Below are 25,865 nucleotides of genomic sequence, written 5' to 3'. Positions count from 1 at the left end.
TGACCGTACCCTCGTTGAAAGCCTTACAGCAATAGTCGTGAAAGAGTCGGCAAGAACTTCCAGCGGGAGCTTTCCGGCAGGGGCGGACGAGTCAGACGGACGCGGAGGGTGCGTCGACGTCCGGCGGCCGAGGAGCGGGCCGCCGGACGTCTCGGTCAGTGCTTCAGCAACTGCTCCTGCCCGCATGCACGGCGAGGGCGGTGTTGCTGCCGAGGGTCGCGGTGAGCTGGCCCGAACCGTTCACCGTCACCGTCCTGTTGCTCTGCACGTCGCAGTACGTGCCGGCCGGGAGGGAGGTCTGGTAGGTGCGGGTCAGGGAGCCGGACTCGTGGTTGATGGCCACGAAGCCCTTGCTGCCCCGGCCGAAGGCGATGGCGTCACCGCCGTTGTCCCACCAGTTGGTGACGGCCTGGCCGCGGGTGGCGTTGCGGAAGCCGACCATCGACTTGATCTCCGGCCAGTTGTGCTGGCACTTCCAGCCGCTCTGCCAGCAGGCGTCCACACGGCCGCCGTTGGGCGGTCCGGCGTCGTTGTTGGAGAACTCGTAGCCGGAGTTGATGTCCGGGGCGCCGTAGGGCCAGGCCAGCATGAAGACGTTGGCCAGGGTGTAGTTGGCGTTGTCCTTGTAGCTGAGCGTGGAGCCGTTGCGCTCGGTGTCGTGGTTGTCGACGAAGACGCCGGCGGAGCCGCTGTTCAGATAGCCCCAGCCCTCGCCGTAGTTCTTCAGGTAGGCGAGGTTCTCGTTGGTGAAGACCCGCTTGAGGTCGTAGGCGTAGCGGAACTCCTGGACGTCGCCGGTGCCGGTGTACTCGGTGGGCTGGACGGCCTCGCCTGCGCCGTAGATGACCTCCTGCTTCCAGTACGCGGAGGGGTTGTTCAGGCGGGACTTGATGTTCGCCAGGTCGGCGGCGGCGATGTGCTTGGCCGCGTCGATGCGGAAGCCGTCCACGCCGAGGGAGAGCAGGTCGTTCATGTACCCGGCGATGGCCCCGCGGACGTAGTCCTCGCCGGTGTCGAGGTCGGCGAGGCCGACCAGTTCGCAGTTCTGGACGTTCCAGCGGTCGCCGTAGTTGTTGATCTCCGACGTGCAGTTGTCGAAGTCGTAGGAGGAGTACAGGCCGGGGTAGTTGTACTTCGTGTACGACGAACCGCCGGTGCCCGTGCCGCTGCCGGCGGACATGTGGTTGATGACGGTGTCGACGACGACCTTCACGCCGGCCGCGTGACACGTGTCCACCATGCTCTTGAAGGCGGAGCGGTCGCCGAGCCGTCCGGCGATCTTGTAACTGACGGGCTGGTACGAGGTCCACCACTGCGAGCCCTGTATGTGCTCGGCGGGCGGGGAGACCTGCACGTAGCCGTAGCCCGCGGGGCCGAGGGTGGTGGTGCACTCACGGGCTACCGAGGCGAAGTTCCACTCGAAGAGGACGGCCGTGACGTCCTTGGAGCCGGGCGGGGAGGCCTCTGCCACTGTCGGGGTCATGACAGCCGAGGCGGCCACGAGGGCGGCTATCCCGGCGAGGGTTCTGCGTGCCATGTGGGTCCTTCTTCATCGAAGGGTGTGGGGAGTACCGCACAGGTTGGTTGAATCTTCTTGCAGAAAGGTTCAGCAACCTTGCGGCAACGCAGATGTTAGAGGCCCGCAACCCGAAAGGGCAGCGGGCCGTACCAACTTGAAGGAAAAAAGTTGCGGGGCGTACGACCGTCAGGCCGTCGTCCACCACACGGTCGTGTCGGCCGCGACCACGGCCTCGCCGCCCGTCTCCTCCACCTCGCCGCTGGTGATCAGCACCCGGCCGTACGCGGGCACGGTCACCGGGGCGCCCGTGGTGTTGGCGACGCACACGAACTCACCGCGGCGGAAGGCCAGCACGCCCTCGGGCGCGGCCAGCCACTCGACCGCGTCGCCCGCACCCAGGTCCGCCTGCTCGCGCCGCACGGCGAGCGCCGAGCGGTACAGCTCCAGCGTGGAGCCGGGCACGCCGGTCTGCGCCTCGACGCTCAGCTCGCCCCAGCCCTCGGGCTGCGGCAGCCAGCTGCCGCCGTCGCCGAAGCCGTAGCTGGAGCCCTCACGGGTCCACGGGATCGGCACGCGGCAGCCGTCACGGAAGCCGTCCTGACCCGCGCCGCGGAAGTACGCCGGGTCCTGGCGCACCTCGTCCGGCAGGTCGACGACGTCCGGCAGGCCCAGCTCCTCGCCCTGGTAGACGTAGGCCGAGCCGGGCAGCGCCAGCATCAGCAGGGTCGCCGCGCGGGCCCGGCGCAGGCCCAGCTCACGGTCGCCGGCCTCGCGGATCTGGGTGCCGAGGCCCGCCGGGTTGGCGAAGCGGGTGGCGTGCCGGGTGACGTCGTGGTTGGACAGCACCCAGGTGGCCGGGGCGCCCACCGGGCGCATCGAGTCCAGGGTGCGGTCGACGACCTCGCGCAGCTCGGCCGCGTCCCAGTGGGACGCCAGGTACTGGAAGTTGAACGCCTGGTGCAGCTCGTCCGGGCGGACGTAGTTGGCGGTGCGCTCGACGGTGGGTGTCCACGCCTCCGCCACGAAAATACGCTCGCCGGAGTACTCGTCGAGGATCAGACGCCACTGCCGGTAGATGTCGTGCACGCCGTCCTGGTCGAAGAACGGGGTGACATCGTTGCCCAGCAGCCGCATCTCGTCGTGCGAGCCCAGGTCCGGCAGCCCCGGGGCCTTCACCATGCCGTGGGCCACGTCGATGCGGAAGCCGTCCACGCCCATGTCCAGCCAGAACCGCAGGATGGAGCGGAACTCGTCGCCGACCGCCGGGTGCTCCCAGTTGAAGTCGGGCTGCTCGGGCGCGAAGAGGTGCAGGTACCACTCGCCGGGGGTGCCGTCGGGCTCGGTGACCCGGGTCCACGCCGGGCCGCCGAAGATCGACTCCCAGTCGTTGGGCGGCAGTTCGCCGTTCTCGCCCTTGCCGGGACGGAAGTGGTAGCGCTCGCGCAGCGGCGATCCGGGGCCCTCCGCGAGGGCGCGCTTGAACCACTCGTGCTGGTCGGACGAGTGGTTGGGCACCAGGTCGACGATGATCCGCAGACCCAGCGCGTGCGCGTCACGGATCAGCGCGTCCGCGTCGAGCAGGGTGCCGAACATCGGGTCGACGGCGCGGTAGTCGGCGACGTCGTACCCGGCGTCGGCCTGCGGGGAGGCGTAGAAGGGGCTCAGCCACACGGCGTCCACCCCGAGGTCACGCAGGTACGGCAGCCGGGAGCGGATGCCTTCCAGGTCGCCCATGCCGTCGCCGTTGCTGTCGGCGAAGCTGCGCGGGTACACCTGGTAGATCACCGCGTCCCGCCACCAGTCACGGCGCCGCGCGACGGTGGCGACGGCCGAGTCGGTCGTGGGGGTCGGGGCCGGGGCGGCGGACTGCTGCTGACTCATGACGTCCTTGATACGGGGTTCGGGCAGGGAAGCTAAGTGGAGGCGGCCGCGATGACAGCGGGGTCGGATGGCCAACGCGGCCGCCTCGGACCCAGGGGAAGGGCAACGCCCTTCAGGGGCGCGGGACTGTGCTGATGTGCGGCTCCGCCGCGTGGGCGCCCAGCCACGGCGAATCCGCAGCCGGCCGACAGCAGAAGTCCCCCGGGACTTACCCCTTGGTGCCACCGGCAGTAAGGCCGGCGACAAGGTTCTTCTGCACGAGATAGAAGAACGCGGACACGGGTATCGCGATCAGCACAGCCGTCGCGGCCATCAGATTCCGCTGAGCGTCATGCTCACTCACGAAACTCTGCAGCCCCACGGCCAGCGTGTACTTCTTGTCGTCCAGCATGAACGTCGTGGCGAACGCCACCTCGCCGAACGCGGTGATGAAGCTGTAGAACGCCGCGACCGCGAGCCCCGGCTTGGCGAGCGGCAGGATCAGCCGCGCGAACGTGCCGATCGGGGTCAGTCCGTCGACGCGTCCCGCCTCGTCGATCTCGAACGGGATGGTGTCGAAATAGCCCTTCATCAGCCAGGCGCAGTACGGCACGGCCGTGGTGCAGTACACGAGGATCAGGCCGAGGTAGCTGTCGATGAGCTGGAGGTCCGACAGGATCTGGTACATCGGGACCATCAGCACGGCCACCGGGAACATCTGGGTGACCAGCAGCACCCACATGAACTTCTTGTAGCCCGGGAAGCGCATGCGGGAGACCGCGTAGCCGGTGGTGGCCGCCACCAGGACGCCGATGACCGTGGTGCCGAGCGACACGATCAGCGAGCTCTTCAGCCAGTCGAAGAAGTTCGTGTTCTGCAGCACGAACGAGTAGTTGTCCAGTGTCATCTTGCCCCAGATCCCGCCGGGACGCAGATAGTCGTCCTTGTCGGGGCCGAGGGACAGGAAGACCAGCCAGGCGACCGGGAACAGGGCGATCAGGCTGGCCACGATCAGGATGCCGTGGGAGGTGAGGCGGCCCAGGGGGCTGACCTCACCGCGCCGGCGGCCCTTGCGGGGCGCTGCGGTCCGCTCGCCGGCGGTTTCGCCGGCCCCGGCGGCGGTGGGGAGGGTCGAGGTGCTCATGAAGACTCCCGCCTCAGATCGCGAGCTGCTGGTCGTTGCGGTTCAGCCAGCGCCGGTAGAAGGACGTGAAGACGATCAGGACGGCCAGCAGCAGCATGCCGTAGGCCGCGGACTCGGCGAACTCGCGCGGCTGCTGCCCGAAGCCGAGCTGGTAGGCCCAGGTCACGAGGATCTGCGCGTCCGGCGCGGTGTTGCCGAACAGCAGGAAGATGATCGCGAACTGGTTGAACGTCCAGATGATGCCGAGCAGGACCACGGTGGAGCTGACCGAGCGCAGTCCGGGCAGGGTGACGTGGCGGAACCGCTGCCAGGCGCTCGCGCCGTCCATCTCGGCGGCCTCGTAGAGGCTGCTGTCGATGGACTGCAGTCCGCCGAGCAGGGAGACCATCATGAACGGCACACCGCACCAGGTGTTGACCATGATGGCGGCGAACCGCTGCCAGAAGGAGTCCTCCAGCCAGGCCGGGGTGGGCAGGTGGAGGAAGTCGAGGCCGGAGTTGATGATGCCGGAGTCGGCGAGCATGAAGCGCCAGCCGAAGACGGTGACGAAGGTCGGCACGGCCCACGGCAGGATGAGGATCAGCCGGTAGAAGGTGCGGCCGCGCAGCTTCTGGTTGAGCAGCAGCGCGAGGCCCAGACCGATGCCGTAGTGCAGGGCGACGCAGGCGGCCGTCCACACGATCGTCCAGATGAAGTGCGACCAGAACCGGTCGTAGGAGGTCTCCCCCCACAGGATCTCGGCGTAGTTGTCGATGCCGATGAACGTGTAGGTGGCCTCGATCTCGTTGACGCCGATGGTGCGTGCCGAGTTGAGGCTGTCCGCGTCGGTGAGCGTGAGGTAGAAGCCGTAGACCAGGGGGTACAGCACGATGACGCCGAGCACCAGGACGACCGGCGCGATCATGGCGTAGGCGTACCAGTGCTTCTGGTAGGAGCGCTTCAGGCGCTGCCCCGGTCCGGGGCGGGGCGCGCGGTCACCGCGGCGCTTGCCGGTCGCGCGGTCGATGGCGACTGTCATGGTTCGGCACCTTCTGGATGATCAAGGATTACGGCACACAGGCCGGCGGCCGCCGGACCCTCCCCTCCGGGAAGCGGGTCCGGCGGCCACGCGGGCATTACTTGGAGAAGTCCGGCACCAGCTTGGTGAACGCGGCCTCCGCGTCGCTCAGACCCTTGTCCAGGGACTCCTTGCCGCCGGCGATCTGCGGCAGCTCGTCGTCCATCGGGCCCCACAGGGAGCTGTACTCGGGCAGCGCCGGGCGCGGCTGGGCGGCCGAGAGGACCGTCTGGTAGCCGGCGATTCCCGGGTCGGCCTTGACCTGCGCGGTGTAGGCGTCGTCACGCGTCGGAAGCGTGGAGTTCTTCAGCGCGATGGTCTCCTGCGCCTTCGCCGAGGTCATGAACTTCACGAACTTCAGCGCGGCCTCCTGCTTCTCCTTGCTGGAGCCGGCGTAGACGGAGAGGTTGTGACCGCCGGTGGGGGCGCCCGCCTTGCCCGCGGAGCCGGCGGGGACGGTGGCGATGCCGAGGTTGTTCTTGTCCTTGAAGGCGGAGCCCTTGTAGAAGTTGGTGATCTCCCACGGGCCCTGGATGATCGAGGCGACCTTGCCGTTGACGAACGCGTCCTGGATGTGGGCGTAGGCGTCGGCGGTCACGTCGGCCTTGTGCAGGCCCTTGCCCTCGAAGAGGCTCAGCCAGGTGCCGTACGCCTTCTTGGCCTCGGCGGACTTGATCGTGATCTTCTTGGCCTCGGCGTCGACCATGTCGGTGCCCTCGCCGTAGAGGAACGGCTGGGCGTAGTAGCCGGCCGTGGAGCCCCAGTAGCCGTCGACGCCGGTCTTCGCCTTGATCGTGGCGGCGGCCTTCTTCAGGTCGTCCCAGGTCTTGGGGGCCTCGACGCCGGCCTTCGCGAAGAGCTGCTTGTTGTAGACGAACGCGAGGGTGTCCGTGGTGAAGGGGACGCCGTAGGTCTTGCCCTCGTACTTCGCCTGCTCGAGCAGGTTGGGCTTGAACTTGTCCTGCTCGGCGAGGGCTTCGGTGCCGTCGAGGGGCAGGAAGAAGCCCTTCTTGGCGAACGCGGGGGTCCAGCCGACCTCGGAGCGCAGCACGTCGGGGGCGCCCTTGGAACCGGCGGCGGTGTCGAACTTGTTCTGCGCCTGGTCGAACGGGACGTTGACGAAGTTGACCTTGATGTCCTTGTTGGCGGCCTCGAACTCCTTGACCAGGGCCTGGTAGGTCGGCGCCTCGTTGGTCGCGTTGGAGGTGTCCCACCAGGTGATGGTGACCGGGCCGCCGGCCTTGCCTTCGCTGTCGCTGTCGCCGCCGCAGGCCGTCGCCGCGAGGGCGAGGGACGCCACCAGCGCGGTGGCCGCTATGCCACGCCGCATGAGGTTCTCCTTGAGGGTTAAGCCCGTGAGGCGGGAACGGCCCCGTCTGCCGTCCCGCGAGGTGCCGACTGCGCCGTTGCGGCGGCCGGGCGACGTGAACGTAACAGCGCCGGAACTTTTCCGAAAGACCTTGCAGAAAAGTTTTGCAAGAGCCCGCGAGAGTTATGCCGCCGTGACCCGTTCTCGACCGTCGCGCAACCCTGGTTTCCGCCCGTACGCCTTGGGTTCGGACTGTTGTGCAAGACTCTGCAAACACTTGCCATCCGTTGCCGCCGGGGGAATCATCCCTTGCGGAGCGGACGCCGACCACGACTTGAGGGATCGCGATGAGCCAGCAGCCCACCACGGGCCGTCCCACGGCGCGCACCAGGCGTCCGATCGGTGTGCAAGGCGACAACCGGCAGATACAGTCCGGTCCTGTGACCACACGGCTTGCTGATATCGCTGCTCAGGCGGGGGTGAGCGAGGCGACCGTCAGCCGGGTCCTGAACGGGAAGCCGGGCGTCGCCGCCACCACCCGCCAGTCCGTACTCGCCGCCCTCGACGTGCTGGGCTACGAGCGGCCGGTGCGGCTGCGGCAGCGCAGCGAGGGGCTCGTCGGGCTCATCACGCCCGAGCTGGAGAACCCGATCTTCCCGGCGCTGGCCCAGGTGATCGGCCAGGCGCTGACCAGGCAGGGCTACACCCCCGTGCTCGCCACCCAGACCCCCGGCGGCTCCACCGAGGACGAGCTGACCGAGATGCTCGTGGACCGCGGCGTCGCCGGCATCATCTACGTCTCGGGACTGCACGCCGACACCACCGCCGACATGCAGCGCTACGAGCGGCTGCGGGCGCAGGGCGTGCCGTTCGTGCTCGTGGACGGTTTCTCGCCGAAGGTGCAGGCGCCGTTCATCTCCCCCGACGACCGGGCCGCGATGGCGCTGGCCGTCACCCACCTCGCGTCCCTCGGGCACACCCGCATCGGTCTCGCGCTCGGCCCGAAGCGGTTCGTGCCGGTGCAGCGGAAGATAGAGGGCTTCGTCCGGGCCGTCCAGGAGCAGTTGGGGCTGAGCGCGGAGACGGTCGAGACGGAGCTGATCCAGCACTCGCTGTACACGCTGGAGGGCGGGCAGGCCGCGGCCAGCGCGCTGATGGACCGGGACTGCACGGCCGTGGTGTGCGCGAGCGACATGATGGCGCTCGGCGCGATCCGCGCGGCCCGGCAGCGCGGGCTGGAGGTGCCGGACGACATCTCGGTGGTCGGCTTCGACGACTCGCCGCTGATCGCCTTCACCGACCCGCCGCTGACCACCGTCCGCAAGCCGGTCCCGGCGATGGGGCAGGCGGCGGTGCGCACGCTGCTGGAGGAGATCGGCGGCACGCCCGCCCCGCACAGCGAGTTCGTGTTCATGCCCGAGCTGGTGGTGCGCGGTTCGACGGCGTCGGCGCCCGGGGACCGCAATCGTCCTTGAGGGGGAGAGCGGGCGCGGGTGCGCCCTGCCCGGGGAGGAGACGGAGGGCCTGTTCCCGGGGCAGAACATGCGGGTGGGACCCGCCCGGGGGATGATCTGACCGAGAGGTCTTTTCTGGCAGACTCTGTGCCCATGGGTGACTCGACCGTGACCACGCTGGAAGGCCGCGAGGCGGCCTCGGCGAGCCCCGTCGAGGAGGCGGCGGCGACGGGTCGCCTGCGCCGATTTCGCGCTCCCCGCCGGCCTCGGCTGTGGTTCGAGATCCTGCTGATCGCGGTGAGTTACGCGACGTACTCGCTCGTGCGCAACGCGGTGCCCGAGCAGCGGGCGGAGGCCCTGCGCAACGCCGATCTGATCTGGCGGCTCGAGGGCCAACTCGGCGCGGCCTTCGAGGAGTCCGTGAACCACGCGGTGAACTCGGTGACTTGGCTCGTCGTCGGGATGAACTACTACTACGCCACCCTGCACTTCGTGGTGACGCTGGGTGTGCTGGTGTGGCTGTACCGCAGACACCCCGGCCGGTACGCGGCGACCCGCCTCGTCCTGTTCGTCACCACGGGTTTCGCCCTGGTCGGCTTCTACCTCTTCCCGCTCGCCCCGCCGCGGCTGATGAACGGCCAGGACTTCGTCGACACGGTCGTGGTCCACCAGACCTGGGGCTCGATGGCGTCCGGCGACCTGAAGAACGTCTCCAACCAGTACGCGGCGATGCCGTCCATGCACATCGGCTGGTCGCTGTGGTGCGGCCTCACCCTGTTCGCGCTGGCCACGGTGCCGTGGGCGCGGGTGCTGGGGCTGCTGTACCCGGTGGCCACGCTGGTGGTCATCGTCGCCACCGCCAACCACTTCTGGCTGGACGCGGTCGGCGGCGTCCTGTGCCTCGCCGTCGGCTACGGAGTCGCCCACGCCTGGTACGGCCGCCGTCCCTCCGCCCTCCCCCGTCACCTCCCGGACGCTCCCCCGGGACGACAGAAGCGGGCCGCCCCGGAAGGCGTGCCCCCGCAGAAGCAGGTCTGACACCGGGCTGTCCGTACAGCGGCTACAGCCCGCCGTAGAACAGCTCCTCCACCACCCCGCGCGCCCTGCGGGCCGTGCGGCGGTAGGCGTCGAGCATGTCGCCGGCGTGGCCGGGGCCGTAGCCCAGGTAGCGGCCGACGGCGGCCAGCTCGCGCGGGACGGTGGGGAAGGTGTCCCCCGCCCGGCCTCGGACCAGCATCACCGCGTTGCGGACGCGGGTGGCCAGCACCCACGCCTCGTCGAGGATCTCCGCGTCCTCCTCCGACACCAGCCCCGCCTCGCGCGCGGCGGCCAGCGCCTCACGGGTGCGGGTCGTCCGCAGCCCCGGCAGCTCGGCCGCGTGCCGCAGCTGGAGCAGCTGCACGGTCCACTCCACGTCGGACAGCCCGCCCGGGCCCAGCTTGGCGTGGAGTTTCGGGTCGGCGCCGCGCGGCAGCCGCTCGGACTCCATACGGGCCTTGAGCCGGCGGATCTCCCGGACCGCGTCCTCGTCCAGCCCTCCGGACGGGTACCGCAGCGGGTCTATCAGCTCCACGAAGCGGCGGCCCAGCTCCTCGTCCCCGGCCACGGGCTCGGCGCGCAGCAGGGCGTGCCGCTCCCACACCAGCGCCCAGCGCCGGTAGTACGCCTCGTACGAGCCGAGGGTGCGCACCAGCGGGCCCGACTTGCCCTCCGGACGCAGGTCGGCGTCGATCAGCAGCGGCGGGTCGGCGCTGGGCACCTGGAGCAGCCTGCGCATCTCGGCGACCACCTTGTTCGCGGCCTCGGACGCCTCCCGCTCGCTCACGCCCTCGCGCGGCTCGTGCACGAACAGGACGTCCGCGTCGGAGCCGTAGCCCAGCTCGTGCCCGCCGAAGCGGCCCATGCCGATGACGGCGAACCGGGTGGGGAGGGTGTCCCCCCAGCCCTCGCGGACCACCGCGCGGAGCGTGCCGGCGAGGGTGGCGGCGGTCAGGTCGGACACCGCGCCCCCGACCAGGTCCACCAGGGCGCCCTGGTCGGCCTCGGCGGGCTGCGACTCGGTGCCGTAGGAGCCGACGATGTCGGCGGCGGCCGTGCGGAACAGCTCGCGGCGGCGCACCCCTCGGGCGGCGGTGACACCCTGGACGGCGTTGTCGGCGCGGCGGACGGCGGCGAGGATCTCCTGCTCCAGGGACGCGCGGGAGCGCGGGGTGAGGCCGCCGCCGTCCCCGTCGCCGAGCAGCGCGACCGCCTCGGGGGCGCGCATCAGCAGGTCGGGGGCGAGCCGCCCGGCGGACAGCACCCGGGCGAGGTTCTCCGCGGCGGCGCCCTCGTCGCGCAGCAGCCGCAGGTACCAGGGCGTCTTGCCGAGCGCGTCGGACACCTTGCGGAAGTTCAGCAGGCCCGCGTCGGGGTCGGCGGAGTCCGCGAACCAGCCGAGCAGCACCGGAAGCAGGGTGCGCTGGATGGCGGCCTTGCGGGTGACACCGGAGGCGAGCGCCTCCAGGTGGCGCAGGGCGGCTGCGGGGTCGGCGTAGCCGAGGGCGACCAGGCGTTCACGGGCGGCCTCCGCGCTGAGCCGGGCCTCGCCGGGGGCGAGCGCGGCGACGGCGTCGAGCAGCGGCCGGTAGAACAGCTTCTCGTGCAGCCGCCGCACCACGCCGGCGTGGCGCCGCCACTCGCGGGTCAGCTCGGCGACCGGGTCGGTGCGCAGCCCCAGGGAGCGGCCGAGGCGCCGCAGGTCGGCCTCGCCCTCGGGGACGAGGTGGGTGCGGCGCAGCCGGTGCAGCTGGATGCGGTGCTCCAGGGTGCGCAGGAAGCGGTACGCCTCGTCGAGCTGGGCGGCGTCCGCGCGGCCCACGTACCCGCCGGCGGCGAGCGCCTTGAGCGCGTCGAGGGTGGTGCCGCTGCGCAGGGAGGCGTCGGCACGGCCGTGCACCAGCTGGAGCAGCTGCACGGCGAACTCGACGTCCCTGAGGCCGCCGGGGCCGAGCTTGAGCTGGCGGTCGACCTCGGCGGCGGGGATGTTCGCCACGACCCGGCGGCGCATCTCCTGCACGTCGGCGACGAAGTTCTCCCGCTCGGCGGCCTTCCACACCAGCGGCCGCAGCGCGGCCGTGTACTCCTCGCCGAGCGCGAGGTCGCCGGCGACCGGGCGGGCCTTGAGCAGCGCCTGGAACTCCCAGGTCTTCGCCCACCGCTGGTAGTAGGCGAGGTGGGAGGCGAGGGTGCGGACGAGCGGGCCGTTGCGGCCCTCGGGGCGGAGGTTGGCGTCGACGGGCCAGATGGAGCCCTCGACGGTGGTCTCCGAGCAGATCCGCATCATGTGCGAGGCGAGCCGGGTCGCGGCGCGCAGCGCCTTGCCCTCGTCGGCGTCGCCGGCCGCCTCGCCGACGAAGATGACGTCGACGTCGGAGACGTAGTTCAGCTCGTGGCCGCCGCACTTGCCCATCGCGATCACCGCGAGCCGGCACATCGCGGCGTCCTCGGGCGCGTCCGCCTCCGCCAGGGCGAGGGCCCTGCGCAGGGTGGCGGTGGCGAGGTCGGCGAGCTCGGCGGCGGTCTGGGAGACGTCGACGGTGCCGCAGACGTCGCGGGCGGCGATGGACAGCAGGCAGCGGCGGTAGGCGACGCGCAGGGCGACCGGGTCGGCGGCGTCGGCGAGGCCGCGTTCGAACTCCTCCACGCCGGGGTGCAGGTCGCGCGGCTCGTAGGTGACGAGGGCCTGCCAGTCGTGGGGGTGGCGGGCCAGGTGCTCGGCGAGCGCCTCGGAGGCGCCGAGCACGCCGAGGAGGCGGTCGCGCAGCGGCTTGGCCGCTATCACCGTGTCCAGCAGTTCCTGCCGGTCGGTGGCGCTGTCCTGCGCCTCCAGCAGCCGCACCAGTCCGTGCAGGGCGAGGTCGGGATCGGCGGTGCCGCCGAGGGCGTCGAGCAGCACCGGGTCGTTGCGGACGGTCGCCAGCTCGGGGCTGTCGAGGAGGCGTTCGGCGGCCGACGGATCGGTGAAGCCGTGCCGCAGCAGCCGCGTGAAGATACTGCTCCTGCGCCCCGGCGCCGACGTCATCCCCGGCCTCCCTCGTGCCTCGGTTCAGGGTCGTACGGCCCTGAGCCTAACCGGAGGACGCGATCACGGCCCCGAGGCGGCCCGCGGTGAATTCCCGGGCCGGGCGGGGTCTGATGAGGAGACCGCGGTTCCGCGGCCGCGTCCGTCCGACCGTCGAGGAGTTCCCATGACCGACGTTCCCGACACCCCCGCCACGCCCGAAGCCCGGGTCGATCCCCGCTACAGCGACCCGCGGGCGGGTGCGCCGCCCTGGCGGGAGGTGGAGCGGCTGATCGCGGAGGCGGAGCTGTTCTGGATCTCCACGGTCCGCCCCGACGGCCGCCCGCACGTCACCCCGCTCCCGGCGGTCTGGTCGTCCGGCGCCCTGCACTTCTGCACCGGACCGGAGGAGCGCAAGGCCCGCAACCTCGCCGAGAACCCGCACGTCGTGCTGACCACCGGCGTCAACACCTGGGCGGAGGGCTACGACGTGGTCGTGGAGGGCCGCGCGGAACGCGTCGCGGACGACGCGCGTCTGCGCGAGCTGGCCGCGCTGTGGGAGGAGAAGTACGGCGACTTCTGGCGCTTCGAGGTACGGGAGGGCCATTTCCACCACGGTCCGGGCCGCGCCGTGGTCTTCTCGGTGGCGCCGCGCACCATCTTCGGTTTCGGTAAGGGAGAGCCGTTCAGCCAGACCCGGTGGCGGTTCGCCTGACGCGGTACCCGACGAAGGAGCCGGAGGCTCTCATGGACATGACCCTCGAAGTGATCCCGCTGCCGGTGAGCGACATCGACCGGGCCCGGGACTTCTACCGGGACAAGGTCGGCTTCCACGTCGACATCGACCAGGAGGTCATGCCGGGCATGCGCATCGTCCAGCTGACCCCGCCGGGCTCCGGCTGCTCGATCGCACTCGGCGAGAGCATCTGGGAGATGACCCCGGGCCCCACCCCGGCCCCGGGCGCCTACCAGGGCCTCCAGCTCTGCGTCGCCGACATCGGCAAGGCTCACGCGGAGTTCGTCACCCGCGGCCTGGAGATCTCCGAGCCGGTCCGCTACGCCGACTCCGACGGCGCCACGTTCATGCACTTCACCGACCCGGACGGCAACGGCTGGGCGGTCCAGGAGTACCGGCGGCGAGCGACGGAGCCGCTGCACAAGGTCCTGGCGGAGCAGGCCGAGTCCTAGACGCGGCGCGTCGGAAGGCCAGAGGTCGTCGGGCAGGACCAGTACCGGCGTTTCGCCCGCCAGCACATGGTACGTGTGCTGGGCGTCCCCTGTTCACCTGCGTCTTCGCAGGTCAACGCCGATCCATGGGTCCGCGCGAATCCGCTGACGTCAGGCTCTGGCGGGTCCGGTTGCCGTCAGTGTTGCCGTCAGAAGGCCTCTACTGCCGGGAGAGTCCAGCCGGATCGATTGCGATCGGATACGGGGCGTCCAGGTGGGTGGTCGCGCCCGCGAGTGCCGTGGTCCGCTCTACGTAGCGACCGCCCTGCAGTTCATGGATGACGAGCATGGGGGCGGGGTCGAACTCCAGGCGCCAGAAGTGCGGGATGGCGGCCTCGGCGTACAGCATGGGCTTGACCTTGCGGTCCATGGTGCTGTTGCCGGGGGAGACCAGTTCGACGACAAGCTGGACCGCGTCGATGTCGACGGTGACAGGGTCGTCGGCGGTCGCGCCGGCGTCGGCCACGACCAGGTCGGGCACGACGAGCCCGGACGGCAGGACGACGTTGACGCCTTCCAGGATCTCCACCGGCGCGCCGACGGCTCGGGCAGCCGCGTCCAGGGCGACGTGGAGGCGGAACGAGGCCCGCTGGTGGCGGACGCCGGGGGCGGGGGACATGACGAGGGACTCCCCCAGCAGTTCGTAGCGGGTGGTGCGGTCTTCGGGCAGGGCCAGGACGTCGGCGACGGTCCACGGCCCGGTGTGGTCCATGGCAACGCTCATTCCCTTTCGCCTCCTCGTCCGACCGGCAGTCTCGGTGTGACCTGGACACGCGGTACACGGCCAGCATACGGGCGCTCCCACCTGCTGACACGAGGTTTCGCCGCCGTGAGCGAGACCTCGAACGAGTGTGCCGCTCAGGCGCCCACCCCAGGGGCGTCGGCATGGCTCGTCCATGTCTGGTCCGGTCCCGCCGAGTGCTGGCGGTGAGCAGGACGCCCCGACACTGCCGTGGTTCCGGAGCAGCTACAGCAGCAGCGGGGACGGAAACGACTGCGTGGAGGTCGCGATATCCCCCGGTACCGTCCACGTCCGGGACTCCAAAGCCCCCGACGGCCCCCGCTTCACCGTCACGTCCGCCGCGTGGAGCCGCTTCGTGTCGCACAGCGCCTGCTGATGCGGGGGCCGCCGCGAGGACGGCCCCCGCATCGTTCAGCTCGCGTACGTCTCGAACTCCGCGATGCGCGGGGTGCCCGAGGCGTTGGTGATCTCCAGGGTGATCTTCTTCAGGGAGGCCGGGGAGAAGGCGACCGTGCCCGCTCCGCTGCCGGTGGCCAGGACCGCGCCCGTGTCGTGGTTGAGCAGGCGGTAGGCGCCGATGGTGCCGGAGCCGGAGGCCAGGCGGATGTTGACCTTGGACACCGTGGTGGCGGAGCCCCACTTCACCGAGACCGAGCCGGTCGAGCCGGACGGCGACCAGTAGGTGCTGGTGTTGCCGTCGACCACGTTGCCGTAGCTGGTGCCGGAGGCCTTGGAGGAGCCGTCCGCGCCCGCGCCGAGGCTCAGGTTGGTGCTGGCGGGCGGGTCGGTGGGACCGGGGTCGGTCGGCTCACCCGGGTCCGTCGGGCCGGGGTCGGTCGGGTCCGGGCTCTGCGGGGTGCAGCTGCCGTCCGACACCTTCAGCCCCTTGTTCGCGCCCGCCGTCTGCGCGACCACGCTCGGCACGCAGTTCGCCCCGTCCAGGGTGAAGCCGTACGGGATGCTCACCGATGTGTTCGACGTGGGGTTCGGGCCCGCCGGGTTGTGGTCGCCGCTTCGCGAGGACCAGGTGACGTTGTCGAAGACGTTGCCGCCGACCTGCCAGTAGCCGGCCTCGCTGGTGTAGAAGGTGCCGAGGACGTCCTTGGAGTCCTCGAAGTAGTTGTTGTCCACCTTCGCGCGGGCGCCGGCGCGGGAGTTGATGCCGGACTCGTTCAGCCGCTTGTAGTGGTTGTTGTACATGTGCGCGATGCCGCCGCGCAGCAGGGGCGCACGGGAGTCGATGTTCTCGTACAGGTTGTGATGGAAGGTCACGTACCCGTTGGAGCGGTCGCTCTCGCTGGAGCCGATGAGGCCGCCGCGCCCGGAGTTGCGCAGGACGCTGTACGAGAGCGTCACGTACTGGGTGTTGTCCTTCATGTCGAACAGGCCGTCGTAGCCCTCGGACTCACCGCCGGACGCCTCCAGCGTGACATGGTCCACCCAGACGTTTCTGACATCGCTTTCCATGCCGATGGCGTCGCCGCCGTTCGACGTGGGCGAGCCGGACTTCTTGACGTTCTTGACCGTCACGTTCTGGATGACGATGTTGCTCGCCTCGCGGATGTGGATGCCCAGCTGGTCGAAGACCGCGCCGTTGCCGACGCCCACGATGGTGATGTTGCTGACCTGCTTCAGCTCGATCTTGTCGGCGGCGGTGTTGCAGCTGGAGCCGGACACCTTGGTGGTGTTGCCGTGGTTGATGGTGCCCTCGACCTGGATGGTGATCGGGGTGGAGCTGCTGGCCCGACTGCAAAGGGCCTGATGGATCGCGGTGCCGGTGGTGGCGCGGACCGTCTGCCCGCCCGCCCCGCCGGTGGTCCCGCCGTTCTGGGTCGCGTAGCCGGTGACCCCTCCGGTGGCGGCGGACGCGGAGGTCGTGGACAGCGCCACGCCGGTGGCGGCCGTCAGGGCCCCGGCGGCCAGTAACGCGGAGAGCCGTACGGCGACTGCTCGTCTCATGGTCGTTTTCGCCTTTCGTCGTTCACTGTCATGGAAGCTGTCAGGGGCATGTCAGTGGCACCGATGAGCGTGAGGCGGGGTAAGCCTGACCCATCGATGGAGAAAGCGCTTTCTGTCTGTGTGTCGCGACAGTAGAGGCGCGGCTGCGGGCTGACAAGGTTCCGCGCGAGAACGGAGCGGGAGCCTCCGAATCACGAGGCGGAGGCGGCTCCCACTAGGTCATGATCCGACCTACATGGCTCCTAGCGTGTCTCTCGTCGCGCCGGGCACGTACGGCGCGGAACACGCAAGATCACCGAACCCACCACGAAGGCGGAGACCATGACCGCGAACCAGCTGACCACCGACCAGTCCGCCGAGGCCCCCGCCGTCACGGGCGAGCACGCCGACCTGCTGGAGACGCTCGCCAAGCACCGGGACTTCCTGCGGTTCACCACGCGTGGGCTCTCCGACGAGCAGGCGGGCCTGCGGACGACGAAGAGCGAGCTGTGTCTGGGCGGCCTGATCAAGCACGTCACCGCGATGGAGCGGGCCTGGGTGGGCTTCATCCTGGAGGGCCCGTCGGCGATGCCGGACTTCGCGTCGATGACGGAGGAGGACTTCGCGCGCCGGGAGGCCGAGTTCAGGATGCTGCCCGGCGAGACGCTGGCCGGCGTCCTCGACGCGTACGCGGAGGTGGCCCGCCGCACGGAGGAGGTCGTCGCGGGCCTCCCCGACCTGGACACGTCGTGGCCGCTGCCGAAGGCGCCGTGGTTCGAGGGCCAGCCGGAGTGGAGCGCGCGCCGAGTGCTGCTGCACATCCTCGCGGAGACGGCGCAGCACGCGGGTCACGCGGACATCATCCGTGAGGCGCTGGACGGGGCGAAGACCATGGGGTGACGCCCCGGGTCGTCGGACGCACGAACGGGGCCGGCGGTCGTCGACCGTCGGCCCCGTTCGCCGTGCCCGCCGTGTCCGCCGTGTCAGTGGAATCAGGCTCAGCGCCTACAGAACAGGCAGGTTCTTCCTCAGCTCGAACGCCGTGACCTCCGAGCGGTACTCCTCCCACTCCTGCTTCTTGTTCCGCAGGAAGAAGTCGAAGACGTGCTCGCCGAGGGTCTCGGCGGCCAGGTCGCTGCGTTCCATCAGGGCGAGCGCCTCCCCGAGGTTCTGCGGGAGGGGCTCGATGCCCAGCGCGCGGCGTTCCGCGTCGGAGAGGGCCCAGACGTCGTCCTCGGCGCCCGGCGGGAGCTCGTAGCCCTCCTCGATGCCCTTGAGGCCGGCCGCGAGGAGCAGGGCGTAGGCGAGGTACGGGTTGGCGCCGGAGTCGAGGGAGCGGACCTCCACGCGCGCCGAGCCGGTCTTGCCTGGCTTGTACATGGGCACGCGGACCAGGGCCGAGCGGTTGTTGTGGCCCCAGCAGATGTACGAGGGGGCCTCGCCGCCCGCGCCCGCGGTGCGCTCGGTACCGCCCCAGATGCGCTTGTAGGAGTTGACCCACTGGTTGGTGACCGCGGAGATCTCCGCCGCGTGCCGCAGCAGGCCCGCGATGAAGGAGCGGCCCACCTTGGAGAGCTGGTACTCCGCGCCGGACTCGTAGAAGGCGTTGCGGTCGCCCTCGAAGAGGGAGAGGTGGGTGTGCATGCCGGAGCCGGGGTGCTCGGAGAACGGCTTGGGCATGAACGTCGCCTGCACGCCCTGCTCCAGCGCCACCTGCTTCATGACCAGGCGGAACGTCATGATGTTGTCCGCGGTCGACAGCGCGTCCGCGTAGCGCAGGTCGATCTCCTGCTGGCCGGGGGCGCCCTCGTGGTGGGAGAACTCCACCGAGATGCCCATCGACTCCAGCATGGTGATCGCCTGGCGGCGGAAGTCCATGCCGACGTTCTGCGGGGTGTGGTCGAAGTAGCCGGAGTTGTCCGCCGGGGTCGGGCGGGTGCCGTCGACCGGCTTGTCCTTCAGCAGGAAGAACTCGATCTCCGGGTGGGTGTAGAAGGTGAAGCCCAGGTCGGAGGTGCGGGCGAGGGCGCGCTTGAGGACGTAGCGCGGGTCCGCGAAGGACGGGGAGCCGTCCGGCATGAGGATGTCGCAGAACATCCGGGCCGTGCCGGGCGCCTCGGCGCGCCAGGGCAGGATCTGGAAGGTCGACGGGTCCGGCTTGGCGATCATGTCGGACTCGTGCACGCGGGCGAAGCCCTCGATGGCGGAGCCGTCGAAGCCGATGCCCTCGTCGAAGGCCTGCTCGAGCTCGGCCGGGGCGACGGCCACGGACTTGAGGAAGCCCAGGACGTCGGTGAACCACAGGCGTACGAACCGGATGTCGCGCTCCTCCAACGTCCGGAGCACGAACTCCTGCTGCTTGTCCATCTTCCGCTTCCCCATTCCTGCCGGTCAGGCCGCCCGTACCTCCCGGTCCCCAGGAGACGGTCCGGCACTCGTGCATCCCACCACACCAGCGTTTCATACGCGTTGCCGGGCCCGGTCGGGCGACCGGCCGCGGCCTGAACCGCCGGGGCCGTCGAAGGCACGGCTCCTTCGCTCATCTTGCCCGGTCACAGCGGTCGCCACGACAGCGGGAGGAGCGGTACGGGACCCCCGCCTAAATTTGAGTTTCAGATGCAAGTTTTAATGGGGGCGCAGGCATCCGAGCCACGAGGAGACCCGATGCTGTCCGAGCACTCCGCCGCCACCGTCCGCGCCACCCTGCCCGCCGTGGGCGCCTCCCTCGGCGAGATCACCGAGCGCTTCTACGCCGGGATGTTCGCCGCCCGTCCCGAGCTGCTGCGCGACCTGTTCAACCGCGGCAACCAGGCCGCCGGCACCCAGCGCCAGGCCCTCGCGGGGTCCATCGCGGCGTTCGCCGCCCACCTGCTGGACCACCCGGACGACCGGCCCGACGCGATGCTGTCGCGCATCGCCCACAAGCACGCCTCTCTCGGCGTCACCCCGGACCAGTACGCGATCGTCCACGAGCACCTGTTCGCCGCGATCGCGGAGGTGCTGGGCGACGCGGTCACGCCCGAGGTCGCCGCCGCCTGGGACGAGGTCTACTGGCTGATGGCGAACGCCCTGACCGCCGTCGAGAAGCGGCTGTACGAGGAGCGCGGCGGGGCGTCCTGGCGGCCCTGGGAGGTCGTCGAGCGGGTCGCCGAGACCGCCGACGTGGTGACCTTCCGGCTGCGTCCGGCCGACGGCGGCCCGGTGCGCGACTTCCGCCCGGGCCAGTACGTGTCCGTGCGGGTGCCGCTCGCGGACGGCGCCCGTCAGATACGGCAGTACAGCCTCTCCGGCGTGCCCGGCGCCGGCCTGCGGCAGTTCAGCGTGAAGCGGGTGCACGACGGCTCGGCGCCCGACGGCGAGGTGTCCGCCCACCTCCACGCGCGCGTCCGCGTCGGCGACGTCCTGGAGCTGTCCGAGGCGTACGGCGACCTGGTGCTCGACGCCGACGACGACACCCCGCTGCTGCTGGCCTCCGCCGGGATCGGCGTGACCCCGCTCGTCGCGATGCTCGCGCACCTCGCCGGCTCGGGGCACCGCGCCCCGGTGACCGTCGTGCACGGCGACCGCTCCCCCGCCGACCACGCCCTGCGCGCGGACCACGAGGCCTACGCGGCGAAGCTGCCGGACGCGACCGTGCGGTTCTGGTACGAGCAGGACGCCCCGGCGGGCGCCGGCACCGGGTACGTCGACCTCACGGACGTGCCGGTCGCGGCCGGCACGCGCGCGTACCTGTGCGGTCCCCTGCCGTTCATGCGGATGGTCCGCGAGCAGCTCATCACCATGGGCGTGGCGCCTGCGGACGTGCACTACGAGGTGTTCGGGCCCGACCTGTGGCTCGCGCGGTGAGGGTGTGAACCGCTAGCGGACGCGCGGGACGCCCAGCAGCAGGGGCCCTGTCGGGTCCGCGGTGAGGTCCGTGACCGTCAGCGGGTCCAGCGAGGCGTAGAACGCCTCCTGGGCCCGCCGCAGCGCGCCGCGCAGCCGGCAGTCGGAGCGCAGGGGGCAGGGCGCGGTGCTCGCGGCGCCGTCGCAGTCGACGACGTCCCCCTCCCCCTCGAAGGCGCGGACCAGGCCGCCGACGGAGGCCCCGCGGCCCTTCTCGGTGAGGGACAGGCCGCCGCCCCGGCCGCGCCGGGCGGTGAGCAGTCCCATGTGCTGGAGCTCGGCGACGACCTTCGCGGCGTGGGTGTACGGCACGTCCATGGCCGCCGCGACCTCTCGCGTCGTCGGACTGGTGTCGCCGGCCACGGCGAGGCGCATGAGGACCCGCAGGGCGAGGTCGGTGGAGCGCAGCAGCCGCATACCGGCAGCGTAGGTAATCGGAATCCTGGCTCAAAATTTACGGCCGGACCTTCACCGGATCCGCCCGGGGCCGTCCGTCGCCGCCGCCCCCTACGACTCTCCCGGCTCCCCCCTTACGATCAGCTGACCCGATCACCACTCAAGGCCCCACCTCCTCCGACCCGAAGGACACCTCCATGGGCTCCGCCAAGAAGAGCAGCGCGTCACGCACGGCCCGCATAGAGGAGATGCGGCGCGCCGAGCAGGCCCGCGAGCGCCGCAACCGGATCCTCGTCGTCGCCGCCTCCGTGGTGGTCGTCGCCGGCCTGGTCGCCGGCGGGGTGGTGCTGGTCCAGGCGCAGTCGGACGACGGCGGCGGCAGCGCGGCGGACGACGCCAAGAGCGCGGGCACGTTCGTCACGGACGCGGACGGCGTGCGTGCCTGGAAGGGCGAGCTGGGCCGCGAGCACGTCACCAAGTCCGTCGACTACCCGGTGACGCCTCCCGTGGGCGGTGACCACAACCCCGTGTGGATGAACTGCAACGGGGACGTCTACGAGGACGAGATCAACGCGACCAACGCGGTCCACTCCCTCGAGCACGGCGCGGTGTGGGTGACGTACAACGGCGACGCGCCGAAGGCCGACGTGGAGGCGCTGGCGGCGAAGGTGAAGAAGACGCCGTACACGCTGATGAGCCCGGTCGACGGGCAGAAGGACCCGATCGTGCTGACCGCGTGGGGCCACCAGCGCACGGTGAACGGCGCCACCGACCCTGCCGTGGACGCGTTCCTGGAGAAGTTCGTGCAGGGGCAGCAGACGCCCGAGCCGGGTGCGGCCTGCACGGGCGGGCTGTCGAAGTGAGGCGGCCCGCACCGGCCGCCGGCGCGGTGGCGGCGGTGCTCGTCGTCGGCGCGGCGGCCGGGTGGGCGGTCGCCTCGGCGGCCGGCGAGGAGGAGCGCGCCCTGCCCGTCCCGGCGGCGGACTCCGCCGACGCCGGGTTCGCCCGGGACATGGCGGTGCACCACCAGCAGGCCGTGGAGATGTCGTACGTCGTGCGCGACCGCACCGACGACGAGGAGGTGCGGCGGCTCGCCTACGACATCGCCCAGACGCAGGCCAACCAGCGGGGCATGCTGCTGGGCTGGCTCGACCTGTGGGAGCTGCCGAAGGTGTCCGCCGACCCGCCCATGACCTGGATGGGGATGCGCGCCATGGCCGCCGGCGAGGACGGCGCGCTGATGCCGGGCATGGCGACGGACGCGGAGATGGAGCGGCTGGGCCGGCTGAACGGCAGGCAGGCCGAGGTGTTCTACCTCCAGCTGATGACGGCCCATCACCGGGGCGGTGTGCACATGGCCGAGGGCTGTGTGCGCGCCTGCGAGGTGGAGGCGGGCAAGCGGCTGGCGCAGGGGATGGTCGAGGGCCAGGAGTCGGAGATCCGGCTGATGGCGGGGATGCTGAAGGCGCGGGGAGCGGCCGCACGGCCGTGACGGCGCGGAAGGCCCGCAGTGCCGCAACCCCACATCGCGTCGCTCTGACGATTACACTGGCCGGGTGCCTCAACTACGACTCGCCCTGAACCAGATCGACTCGACCGTCGGCGATCTCGCCGGCAACGCGGAAACGATTGTCCGCCGGGCCCGTGAGTCCGCCGGGCAGGGGGCGCATCTCGTGGCGTTCCCGGAGATGGCGCTGACCGGGTATCCCGTCGAGGACCTCGCCCTGCGGTCGTCCTTCGTGGAGGCCTCCCGGGCGTCCCTGCGCGCCCTCGCCGCGCGCCTCGCCGACGAGGGCCTCGGCGACGTGCCGGTGGTCGTCGGCTACCTGGACCGCAGCGCCGCCGCCCAGCCGAAGTACGGCCAGCCCGCGGGCGCCCCGCGCAACGCGGCGGCCGTGCTCTACCGGGGCGAGGTGGCGCTGAGCTTCGCCAAGCACCACCTGCCGAACTACGGCGTCTTCGACGAGTTCCGCTACTTCGTGCCCGGCGACACCCTGCCGGTGGTGCGGGTGCACGGCGTGGACGTCGCCCTCGCCATCTGCGAAGACCTGTGGCAGGACGGCGGCCGGGTGCCGGCGGCGCGTTCCGCGCGGGCCGGGCTGCTGCTGTCGGTGAACGCCTCGCCGTACGAGCGGGACAAGGACGACACGCGTCTGGAGCTGGTGCGCAAGCGGGCGCAGGAGGCCGGCTGCACCACCGCGTACCTGGCGATGATGGGCGGGCAGGACGACCTGGTCTTCGACGGCGACTCGATCGTCGTCGGCGCGGACGGCGAGGTGATCGCGCGCGCCCCGCAGTTCTCCGAGACGTGTCTGCTGGTCGACCTGGACCTGCCGGCCGCGGCGGCCGACGCGCCGGAGGGCGTGGTGGACGACGGGCTGCGCATCGAGCGGGTCGTGCTGTCCGAGGACCCGCTCCCCGCGTACGAGCCGGAGCACACGGGCGGCTACGCGGAGCGCCTCGACGACGACGCGGAGGTGTACTCGGCGCTGGTCGTGGGCCTGCGGGCGTACGTGCAGAAGAACGGGTTCCGTTCGGTGCTGATCGGGCTGTCCGGCGGCATCGACTCGGCGCTGGTCGCCGCGATCGCCTGCGACGCGGTCGGCCCGGAGAACGTGTACGGCGTGTCGATGCCGTCGAAGTACTCCTCCGAGCACTCCAAGGGCGACGCGGCGGAGCTGGCGCGGCGCACCGGGCTGAACTTCCGCACGGTGGCGATCGAGCCGATGTTCGACGCGTACATGGGGTCGCTGGAGCTGACCGGCCTCGCGGAGGAGAACCTCCAGTCACGGCTGCGCGGCACGATGCTGATGGCCATCTCCAACCAGGAGGGCCACATCGTCCTGGCCCCGGGCAACAAGTCCGAGCTGGCGGTGGGCTACTCGACGCTGTACGGCGACTCGGTCGGCGCGTACGGGCCCATCAAGGACGTGTACAAGACGCTGGTGTTCCGGCTGGCGCGGTGGCGCAACCGCGCGGCCGAGGAGCGGGGCGAGACGCCGCCGATCCCGGAGAACTCCATCTCCAAGCCGCCGAGCGCGGAGCTGCGCCCCGGCCAGGTGGACACGGACTCGCTGCCCGACTACCCGGTGCTGGACGCGATCCTGGCGCTGTACGTGGACCAGGACAAGGGCGCGGACGACATCGTCGAGGCCGGCTACGACCGCGAGCTGGTCGAGAAGACGCTGCGGATGGTGGACCGGGCGGAGTACAAGCGTCGCCAGTACCCGCCGGGCACCAAGATCTCCCCGAAGGGCTTCGGCAAGGACCGCCGGCTGCCCATCACCAACGGCTGGCGCGAAGGTCTGCCGCCCGAGGTGTGAGGTCCGGTACGACGACGGCGGGCGGGGTGCGGTGTTCCGCGCCCCGCCCGCCGTCGTGCGTCCGGGCCGTTTCAGCTATTCCGCGGTGTCGGTGACCCGTACCCGTGCCGCTATCGGCAGGTGGTCGCTCGCCGTCGGCGGGAGCGTCCAGGAGCTCTCCGGCTCGGCGCCCCTGACCAGGATCTGGTCGATGCGCGCCATCGGGAACGACGCCGGCCAGCTGAAGCCGAAGCCGCTGCCCACCGCGCCCTGCGTGGAGCGCATCTGGGAGGTGACCGCCTTCAGGGAGCGGTCGTTCATCGTGCCGTTGAGGTCGCCGAGCAGCACCACGTTGTCCAGCGGCTCGTCCGCGATGGCCTCGCCCAGCGCGTCGGCGCTCTTGTCGCGCTGACGGGCCGTGAACCCGGCCTCCAGCTTCACCCGCACCGACGGCAGGTGCGCGACGTACACCGCGACCCGGCCGGCCGGCGCGTCCACCGTGGCGCGCATCGCCCGCTGCCAGCCCAGCCGGATGTCCACCGACCTGATGTCGCTCAGCGGGTACTTGGACCAGAGGCCGACCGTGCCGACCACCGCGTGGTAGTCGTACGTGTCGGACAGCGCGGCCCGGTAGGCGGGCACCTCGGACGCCTTCAGCTCCTCGAGGGCCAGCACGTCCGCGCCCGCCGCGGCCACCTCGCGGGCGGTGCCGGACGGGTCCGGGTTCTCGGCGTTGACGTTGTGCGTGGCCACCGTCAGATCGCCGCCGGAGGCGTTCTTGTCGCTGAGCAGGCCGCCGAACAGGTTCAGCCACACGACGACCGGGAGCACCGTCGCGATCAGCGCCGTCGCCGAGCGGCGGACGAACGCCAGGATCAGCAGCACCGGCACGAACAGGCCGAGCCACGGCAGGAACGTCTCCAGCAGGCTGCCCAGGTTGCCGACCGCGTTCGGGACGTGCGCGTGGGCCAGCATCACCAGCGCCAGCAGGAGCGCGCAGACGGCCACCAGCCGGCCCCTGCGCCAGATGCCGCGGTCCCCGCGCAGGGCGCCCAGCCGCCGGATCAGGCGCCGCAACCGGGAGGCCGGGGTCCGGGGGCCCTGGCGCCCGTCGTCCGTCTCCGTCATGTACGCCTGCTGCGCCATACCGTTGCCTCACAACCTGCCGTGCACACCGTCGCCCCCCGTTGTCCGTAAGACCCTAGGGGATGTTCGGTTCCTTTCCCGCCGCCGCCCGGGCGGCCGTACGGAAGCGAGGACGTGCGGGACCGCGCGGGCAGTTCCTGATGTGCGTGACGGGGGTGGCGTCTGTGACGAAACCCGCACATCGCGGCCACGTCATGACGGGCGCAGTCCTTCCAGCAGGGTGTCGACGACGCGTTCGGCGAGGTCGGCGGGCAGCTCCGCGTCGGGCCGCAGCACGGTGCGCACCAGGACCGTGCCCACCACCATGTCGTTGAGGAGCTCCAGGTCGACGTCGGCGCGCAGTTCGCCGTTGTCGCGGCCCCGGCGCAGCACCTCCAGGCCGACGCGGCGGCGCGGCTGGACGACGGTGTCGTGGTAGGCGGCCCACAGGCGGGGGCTGGACTTCATCTGTGCGCGGACGTTGTGCAGGATCGCGGAGGTGCGGCCGGCCAGGCCGCGCAGCCGCAGCGACTCCAGCAGCACCACCAGGTCGTCGCGCATGGAGGTGCCGGGCAGTTCCGGGTCGGGGGGCTCGGCGGCGCGCATGACGTCGACGAAGAGCTGCTCCTTGCCGGTCCAGCGCCGGTAGATGGCGGCCTTGCCGACGCCCGCGGTGCGGGCGATGCGCTCGATGGAGAGTTCCGCGAGCGGGACGCCGTCCTCCAGGAGCTTCATCACCCCCTCGATGATGGCGCGTTCGACCGCCTCGCTGCGGGGGCGTCCCCGTGCGGGGCCGCCCCGTCGGGGGCCGGTGCCGGCCAGGCTCACGTCGTCGGTCCTTTCGGTGGGCGGGGACGACGATTCT

22 protein-coding genes are annotated in these 25,865 nt (G+C 71.0%); 10 read left to right on the top strand and 12 right to left on the bottom strand.

Annotated features, from left to right (window positions below):
* Positions 1 to 163: 163 nt before the first annotated feature.
* From ACQY0Z_RS14240 to ACQY0Z_RS14220, 5 genes are all read right to left on the bottom strand, one after another.
* A complete protein-coding gene (locus ACQY0Z_RS14240; RefSeq protein ID WP_439812366.1) occupies positions 164 to 1,537 on the bottom strand; it encodes an alpha-amylase in 1,374 nt (457 codons plus the stop codon).
* 168 nt (positions 1,538 to 1,705) lie between these two features.
* Positions 1,706 to 3,400, bottom strand: a complete 1,695-nt coding sequence (locus ACQY0Z_RS14235) for a glycoside hydrolase family 13 protein (protein WP_189896628.1) — start codon at positions 3,398 to 3,400, stop codon at positions 1,706 to 1,708.
* A 208-nt stretch (positions 3,401 to 3,608) separates the two neighbouring features.
* Positions 3,609 to 4,523 carry a sugar ABC transporter permease gene (locus tag ACQY0Z_RS14230; protein ID WP_189896626.1) on the bottom strand — a complete coding sequence of 305 codons (915 nt, stop codon included), beginning with the start codon at positions 4,521 to 4,523 and terminating at the stop codon, positions 3,609 to 3,611.
* Positions 4,524 to 4,536: 13 nt separating this feature from the next.
* Positions 4,537 to 5,541, bottom strand: coding sequence for a carbohydrate ABC transporter permease (locus tag ACQY0Z_RS14225; RefSeq protein ID WP_189896625.1), 1,005 nt, complete (start codon positions 5,539 to 5,541; stop codon positions 4,537 to 4,539).
* 97 nt (positions 5,542 to 5,638) lie between these two features.
* The gene (locus ACQY0Z_RS14220) at positions 5,639 to 6,910 is read right to left on the bottom strand and encodes an extracellular solute-binding protein (RefSeq protein ID WP_189896623.1); all 1,272 of its coding nucleotides are present in this window, start codon (positions 6,908 to 6,910) and stop codon (positions 5,639 to 5,641) included.
* 419 nt (positions 6,911 to 7,329) lie between these two features.
* Here ACQY0Z_RS14220 and ACQY0Z_RS14215 point away from each other — a divergent pair, with 419 nt between their 5' ends.
* Together ACQY0Z_RS14215 and ACQY0Z_RS14210 are read left to right on the top strand one after the other, a co-directional pair.
* The gene (locus ACQY0Z_RS14215) at positions 7,330 to 8,364 is read left to right on the top strand and encodes a substrate-binding domain-containing protein (protein ID WP_189896622.1); all 1,035 of its coding nucleotides are present in this window, start codon (positions 7,330 to 7,332) and stop codon (positions 8,362 to 8,364) included.
* A gap of 132 nt (positions 8,365 to 8,496) precedes the next feature.
* The gene (locus ACQY0Z_RS14210; RefSeq protein WP_189896620.1) at positions 8,497 to 9,381 is read left to right on the top strand and encodes a phosphatase PAP2 family protein; all 885 of its coding nucleotides are present in this window, start codon (positions 8,497 to 8,499) and stop codon (positions 9,379 to 9,381) included.
* Positions 9,382 to 9,403: 22 nt separating this feature from the next.
* Here ACQY0Z_RS14210 and ACQY0Z_RS14205 read toward each other — a convergent pair whose 3' ends face one another.
* Positions 9,404 to 12,406, bottom strand: a complete 3,003-nt coding sequence (locus ACQY0Z_RS14205) for a bifunctional [glutamine synthetase] adenylyltransferase/[glutamine synthetase]-adenylyl-L-tyrosine phosphorylase (RefSeq protein WP_254586555.1) — start codon at positions 12,404 to 12,406, stop codon at positions 9,404 to 9,406.
* A 166-nt stretch (positions 12,407 to 12,572) separates the two neighbouring features.
* Here ACQY0Z_RS14205 and ACQY0Z_RS14200 point away from each other — a divergent pair, with 166 nt between their 5' ends.
* Positions 12,573 to 13,100 carry a pyridoxamine 5'-phosphate oxidase family protein gene (locus tag ACQY0Z_RS14200; RefSeq protein ID WP_254586556.1) on the top strand — a complete coding sequence of 176 codons (528 nt, stop codon included), beginning with the start codon at positions 12,573 to 12,575 and terminating at the stop codon, positions 13,098 to 13,100.
* A 32-nt stretch (positions 13,101 to 13,132) separates the two neighbouring features.
* Positions 13,133 to 13,573 (top strand): VOC family protein, encoded by a 441-nt coding sequence (locus ACQY0Z_RS14195; protein WP_189896615.1) that lies wholly within the window; start codon positions 13,133 to 13,135, stop codon positions 13,571 to 13,573.
* A gap of 199 nt (positions 13,574 to 13,772) precedes the next feature.
* Here the strand turns inward: ACQY0Z_RS14195 and ACQY0Z_RS14190 are convergent, their stop codons facing one another.
* Positions 13,773 to 14,336 (bottom strand): Uma2 family endonuclease, encoded by a 564-nt coding sequence (locus ACQY0Z_RS14190; protein WP_246886866.1) that lies wholly within the window; start codon positions 14,334 to 14,336, stop codon positions 13,773 to 13,775.
* Positions 14,337 to 14,508: 172 nt separating this feature from the next.
* Between ACQY0Z_RS14190 and ACQY0Z_RS14185 the strand changes: the two genes are divergently transcribed.
* Entirely contained in the window at positions 14,509 to 14,730 is a 222-nt protein-coding gene (locus ACQY0Z_RS14185) for a DUF397 domain-containing protein (RefSeq protein ID WP_189896613.1), read from the top strand.
* A gap of 35 nt (positions 14,731 to 14,765) precedes the next feature.
* Here the strand turns inward: ACQY0Z_RS14185 and ACQY0Z_RS14180 are convergent, their stop codons facing one another.
* Entirely contained in the window at positions 14,766 to 16,313 is a 1,548-nt protein-coding gene (locus ACQY0Z_RS14180; protein WP_439812365.1) for a pectate lyase family protein, read from the bottom strand.
* A 321-nt stretch (positions 16,314 to 16,634) separates the two neighbouring features.
* Here ACQY0Z_RS14180 and ACQY0Z_RS14175 point away from each other — a divergent pair, with 321 nt between their 5' ends.
* Positions 16,635 to 17,192 carry a DinB family protein gene (locus tag ACQY0Z_RS14175; protein ID WP_189896609.1) on the top strand — a complete coding sequence of 186 codons (558 nt, stop codon included), beginning with the start codon at positions 16,635 to 16,637 and terminating at the stop codon, positions 17,190 to 17,192.
* A gap of 105 nt (positions 17,193 to 17,297) precedes the next feature.
* Here the strand turns inward: ACQY0Z_RS14175 and glnA are convergent, their stop codons facing one another.
* Entirely contained in the window at positions 17,298 to 18,659 is a 1,362-nt protein-coding gene (gene glnA, locus ACQY0Z_RS14170) for a type I glutamate--ammonia ligase (RefSeq protein ID WP_189896608.1), read from the bottom strand.
* 297 nt (positions 18,660 to 18,956) lie between these two features.
* Between glnA and ACQY0Z_RS14165 the strand changes: the two genes are divergently transcribed.
* The gene (locus ACQY0Z_RS14165; protein ID WP_347226294.1) at positions 18,957 to 20,138 is read left to right on the top strand and encodes a globin domain-containing protein; all 1,182 of its coding nucleotides are present in this window, start codon (positions 18,957 to 18,959) and stop codon (positions 20,136 to 20,138) included.
* Between the two features lie 12 nt (positions 20,139 to 20,150).
* On the opposite strand, the gene ACQY0Z_RS14160 is transcribed toward ACQY0Z_RS14165, so the two are convergent.
* Positions 20,151 to 20,594 (bottom strand): RrF2 family transcriptional regulator, encoded by a 444-nt coding sequence (locus tag ACQY0Z_RS14160; protein ID WP_189896604.1) that lies wholly within the window; start codon positions 20,592 to 20,594, stop codon positions 20,151 to 20,153.
* A gap of 176 nt (positions 20,595 to 20,770) precedes the next feature.
* Between ACQY0Z_RS14160 and ACQY0Z_RS14155 the strand changes: the two genes are divergently transcribed.
* The 3 genes from ACQY0Z_RS14155 to ACQY0Z_RS14145 all read left to right on the top strand — a co-directional run bounded on the left by ACQY0Z_RS14155 (position 20,771) and on the right by ACQY0Z_RS14145 (position 23,896).
* Complete coding sequence (locus ACQY0Z_RS14155) at positions 20,771 to 21,436, top strand: DUF3105 domain-containing protein (RefSeq protein ID WP_189896602.1); 666 nt, start codon at positions 20,771 to 20,773, stop codon at positions 21,434 to 21,436.
* Positions 21,433 to 22,065: a DUF305 domain-containing protein gene (locus tag ACQY0Z_RS14150; protein WP_189896601.1), complete on the top strand. Its 633-nt coding sequence runs from the start codon at positions 21,433 to 21,435 to the stop codon at positions 22,063 to 22,065. Before ACQY0Z_RS14155 ends, ACQY0Z_RS14150 begins: the two co-directional genes overlap by 4 nt.
* Positions 22,066 to 22,129: 64 nt before the next feature.
* On the top strand, positions 22,130 to 23,896 hold the full coding sequence (locus ACQY0Z_RS14145) for an NAD+ synthase (protein WP_439812364.1): 1,767 nt from the start codon (positions 22,130 to 22,132) through the stop codon (positions 23,894 to 23,896).
* A gap of 75 nt (positions 23,897 to 23,971) precedes the next feature.
* On the opposite strand, the gene ACQY0Z_RS14140 is transcribed toward ACQY0Z_RS14145, so the two are convergent.
* Both ACQY0Z_RS14140 and ACQY0Z_RS14135 read right to left on the bottom strand, forming a co-directional pair.
* Entirely contained in the window at positions 23,972 to 25,021 is a 1,050-nt protein-coding gene (locus tag ACQY0Z_RS14140; protein WP_439812363.1) for an endonuclease/exonuclease/phosphatase family protein, read from the bottom strand.
* 192 nt (positions 25,022 to 25,213) lie between these two features.
* On the bottom strand, positions 25,214 to 25,828 hold the full coding sequence (locus ACQY0Z_RS14135) for a TetR/AcrR family transcriptional regulator (protein ID WP_381725405.1): 615 nt from the start codon (positions 25,826 to 25,828) through the stop codon (positions 25,214 to 25,216).
* Positions 25,829 to 25,865: the final 37 nt, after the last annotated feature.

This window comes from Streptomyces sp. P9-2, assembly GCF_051903975.1.
GTDB classification, from domain to species: Bacteria; Actinomycetota; Actinomycetes; order Streptomycetales; family Streptomycetaceae; genus Streptomyces; species Streptomyces cellulosae.
Note: the sequence above shows the minus strand (reverse complement) of the source record. Positions and strands in the feature narration are given on the sequence as shown.

Coding starts and splice junctions, on each gene's coding strand:
- ACQY0Z_RS14240 (WP_439812366.1), bottom strand. CDS start 1,537: ATGGCACGCAGAACCCTCGCCGGGATAGCCGCCCTCGTGGCCGCCTCG.
- ACQY0Z_RS14235 (WP_189896628.1), bottom strand. CDS start 3,400: ATGAGTCAGCAGCAGTCCGCCGCCCCGGCCCCGACCCCCACGACCGAC.
- ACQY0Z_RS14230 (WP_189896626.1), bottom strand. CDS start 4,523: ATGAGCACCTCGACCCTCCCCACCGCCGCCGGGGCCGGCGAAACCGCC.
- ACQY0Z_RS14225 (WP_189896625.1), bottom strand. CDS start 5,541: ATGACAGTCGCCATCGACCGCGCGACCGGCAAGCGCCGCGGTGACCGC.
- ACQY0Z_RS14220 (WP_189896623.1), bottom strand. CDS start 6,910: ATGCGGCGTGGCATAGCGGCCACCGCGCTGGTGGCGTCCCTCGCCCTC.
- ACQY0Z_RS14210 (WP_189896620.1), top strand. CDS start 8,497: ATGGGTGACTCGACCGTGACCACGCTGGAAGGCCGCGAGGCGGCCTCG.
- ACQY0Z_RS14205 (WP_254586555.1), bottom strand. CDS start 12,406: ATGACGTCGGCGCCGGGGCGCAGGAGCAGTATCTTCACGCGGCTGCTG.
- ACQY0Z_RS14200 (WP_254586556.1), top strand. CDS start 12,573: ATGACCGACGTTCCCGACACCCCCGCCACGCCCGAAGCCCGGGTCGAT.
- ACQY0Z_RS14195 (WP_189896615.1), top strand. CDS start 13,133: ATGGACATGACCCTCGAAGTGATCCCGCTGCCGGTGAGCGACATCGAC.
- ACQY0Z_RS14190 (WP_246886866.1), bottom strand. CDS start 14,336: ATGAGCGTTGCCATGGACCACACCGGGCCGTGGACCGTCGCCGACGTC.
- ACQY0Z_RS14185 (WP_189896613.1), top strand. CDS start 14,509: ATGTCTGGTCCGGTCCCGCCGAGTGCTGGCGGTGAGCAGGACGCCCCG.
- ACQY0Z_RS14180 (WP_439812365.1), bottom strand. CDS start 16,313: ATGAGACGAGCAGTCGCCGTACGGCTCTCCGCGTTACTGGCCGCCGGG.
- ACQY0Z_RS14175 (WP_189896609.1), top strand. CDS start 16,635: ATGACCGCGAACCAGCTGACCACCGACCAGTCCGCCGAGGCCCCCGCC.
- glnA (WP_189896608.1), bottom strand. CDS start 18,659: ATGGACAAGCAGCAGGAGTTCGTGCTCCGGACGTTGGAGGAGCGCGAC.
- ACQY0Z_RS14165 (WP_347226294.1), top strand. CDS start 18,957: ATGCTGTCCGAGCACTCCGCCGCCACCGTCCGCGCCACCCTGCCCGCC.
- ACQY0Z_RS14160 (WP_189896604.1), bottom strand. CDS start 20,594: ATGCGGCTGCTGCGCTCCACCGACCTCGCCCTGCGGGTCCTCATGCGC.
- ACQY0Z_RS14155 (WP_189896602.1), top strand. CDS start 20,771: ATGGGCTCCGCCAAGAAGAGCAGCGCGTCACGCACGGCCCGCATAGAG.
- ACQY0Z_RS14140 (WP_439812363.1), bottom strand. CDS start 25,021: ATGGCGCAGCAGGCGTACATGACGGAGACGGACGACGGGCGCCAGGGC.